Here is a 2,733-nt window from a genome sequence, read left to right as displayed (position 1 = left end):
CAATCGCCGGCGCCTTCCGCGCGATCCCGTTCAAGATCCTCACGCTCGACGAGCTCGGCCTCCCGCCTATCACGCTCGAGCTCGTGAACAGGCCTCGCGGCCTCGTCGTCATCACCGGGCCGACGGGCGCCGGGAAGTCGACGACGCTCGCCGCGATCATCGATCAGATCAACACGACGACGCGGCAGCACATCGTCACGATCGAGGATCCGATCGAGTACCTCCACCCCCACAAGCGGTGCGTGGTCAACCAGCGCGAGGTCGGCACGGACACGTTCGGCTTCAAGGAGGCGCTCAAGTACATCCTGCGCCAGGATCCGGACGTCGTGCTCATCGGCGAGATGCGCGATCGCGAGACCGTCGAGGCGGCGCTCACGATCTCCGAGACCGGGCACCTCGTGTTCACGACGCTGCACACGAACAACGCGGTCCAGACCGTGAACCGCATCATCGACCTGTTCCCGCCGCACCAGCAGTCGCAGATCCGAGCGCAGCTGTCCCATGTCCTGCAGGGGATCATGACGCAGCAGCTCCTGCCGCGCGCGGGCGGCCCCGGGCGCGTCGTCGCCTGCGAGGTGCTCATCCCGAACCCGGCGATCCGCAACCTCATCCGCGAGGACAAGGTCCACCAGCTGTACTCGCAGATGCAGGTGGGACAGGGGAAGCACGGGATGATCACCTTGAACCAGTCGCTGTACACGCTGCTCCAGAAGCGCGTGATCACCGTCGAGGAGGCGATCGGCCGCAGCTACGATCCCGACGAGCTGCGCCAGATGCTCTCGGGCCAGTCCTGAAGAGGCGAGGGACTTGGCAAGGCGCAGGGATTTTGACCGGTCGGGATGACGCGTTCTACAATGGCCGCAACGCACTCAGAGGCCGCGAAGAGCGGGCGCGTGTGAATCGATGGCGGAGTTTCTCTACGAGGCGAAGAACCAGACCGGGAAGACGGCTTCCGGCGTGATCGTCGCCGACTCGAAGGACGCAGCCGAGAGCAAGCTCCGGCAGCAGGGGTTCTCCCCGACCTCGCTGAAGAAGAAGCCCATCGAGATCCACCTGAGCTTCCAGCACAGCGCCTCGTCCAAGGATCTCAAGACCTTCACCCAGCAGTTCGCGACCATGATCGACGCCGGCCTGCCGCTCGTGCAGTGCCTCGAGATCCTCGGCACGCAGTGCGACAACAAGTGGTTCGGCGCGCGGATCCTGGAGATCAAGGCGATCGTCGAGGGCGGCTCCACGTTCTCCGAAGCGCTCGCGAAGTACCCGAGGATCTTCGACGAGCTGTTCGTGAACCTCGTGGCCGCGGGCGAGCTCGGCGGGATCCTCGACACGATCATGAAGCGGCTGGCCGAGTACATCGAGAACCGCGACCGCCTGATGCGCAAGATCAAGGCCGCGATGGTCTACCCGGTCGGCATGTTGATCCTCATGGTGTGCATCCTCTTCGTCATGATGAAGTGGGTCATCCCGACGTTCGAGAAGATGTTCGCGGACTTCGGCGACCAGGAGCTCCCCGCGGCGACCCAGTTCTTCATCAACCTCTCGAGATCGTTCCAGACGAGCTGGTACATCTGGATCATCGTCATTGTGGCGCTGGTCATCGGGGTCAAGCTCTTCAAGCGCAGCAAGTTCGGCAGTTACTTCCTGGATCGCCTGTACATCCGCATCCCGATCGTCGGCCCGCTGGTCCGCAAGATCGCGGTGGCGCGCTTCACGCGCACGCTCGGGACGCTCCTCGGCTCGGGCGTGCCGATCATGGACGCGCTGCTCACCGTGGCCAAGGCGTCCGGCAACGCGGTCATCGAGAGGGCGGTCCTTTTCGCGCGGGACAGGATCTCCGAGGGCCGCAACATGTCCGAGCCGCTGCAGGACTCCAAGGTGTTCCCCGGCATGGTGATCCAGATGATCGCGGTCGGCGAGCAGACCGGCCAGCTCGACGTGATGTGCAACAAGATCGCCGAGTTCTACGACGAGGAGGTCGAGGTCGCGGTCGGGGGCCTCACGAGCCTCCTCGAGCCGCTCATGCTCGTCCTCATCGGCGTCGTGGCCGGTGGAATGGTCATCGCGATGTACCTGCCCATCTTCTCCCTCGCCGGGACCATCGAATAGACCGGAGCCCGCATGCCCGAATCCGCAAAAACGGAGTTCGGCGCTGAGCCCGCCGACCGGTTCCGCACGAGCGAGCGACGCATCCTGTGGATCATGGCGCTCCGGGTCGGGCTCATCTCGATCCTCCTCGGCGCAACGCTCGTGTTCAACTACGGCGCGTCCGCGTCGTTCACCGACCCCACGCCGCGGTTCCTGCTCGCGCTCATCGCGGTGACGTACCTCGCCTCGATCGGGTACGCGCTCTGGTACCGCACGGGACACCGCCGGCTTTCCCTCTCCTACACGCAGCCCGGGATCGACGCCTTGTTCTGGGGGTGTCTCGTCTACGCGACCGGCGGCATCGGCTCCGGGTTCACGTTCCTCTTCGATCTGTGGGTCATCGTCGCGGCGATCGTCATAGGCGGTCGCGCCGCGTACGCCTCGGCCGCTCTCTCGGCGGCGCTCCTCGTCGCGATGTCCGCCGCGGTCCACTCCGGCCTCCTCCCGCTGCTCGGGGATCAGACGGCGCCGCCCCTGACGCCCGGCGGCACGGCCTACTTCCTCGGCGTCAACGTCTCGGCGCTGTTCGTCGTGGCATGGCTCGTGACTTCGCTCGTCTCGCGCCTCGAGCGGGCGGGGCGCGGCCTC

General features: G+C 65.8%; 3 protein-coding genes. All 3 read left to right on the top strand.

The window, feature by feature from the left end:
• Window positions 1-794, top strand: a 794-nt coding sequence (locus M0R80_31890; GenBank protein ID MCK9464243.1) for a PilT/PilU family type 4a pilus ATPase, incomplete at its 5' end; no start/stop codon positions are given.
• A gap of 109 nt (window positions 795-903) precedes the next feature.
• Window positions 904-2,106 carry a type II secretion system F family protein gene (locus M0R80_31885; GenBank protein MCK9464242.1) on the top strand — a complete coding sequence of 401 codons (1,203 nt, stop codon included), beginning with the start codon at window positions 904-906 and terminating at the stop codon, window positions 2,104-2,106.
• A gap of 12 nt (window positions 2,107-2,118) precedes the next feature.
• A partial coding sequence (locus M0R80_31880) for a hypothetical protein (GenBank protein MCK9464241.1) occupies window positions 2,119-2,733 on the top strand: 615 nt, incomplete at its 3' end.

The organism is Pseudomonadota bacterium, from assembly GCA_023229365.1.
Taxonomy (GTDB): domain Bacteria; phylum Myxococcota_A; class Polyangia; order JAAYKL01; family JAAYKL01; genus JALNZK01.
The sequence above is the reverse complement of the archived record's forward strand: the minus strand, read 5'-3'. Positions and strand labels throughout refer to the sequence as shown.

Bases quoted from the DNA above. Each gene is read 5' to 3' on its own strand.
- M0R80_31885 (MCK9464242.1), top strand. From the start codon at position 904: ATGGCGGAGTTTCTCTACGAGGCGAAGAACCAGACCGGGAAGACGGCT.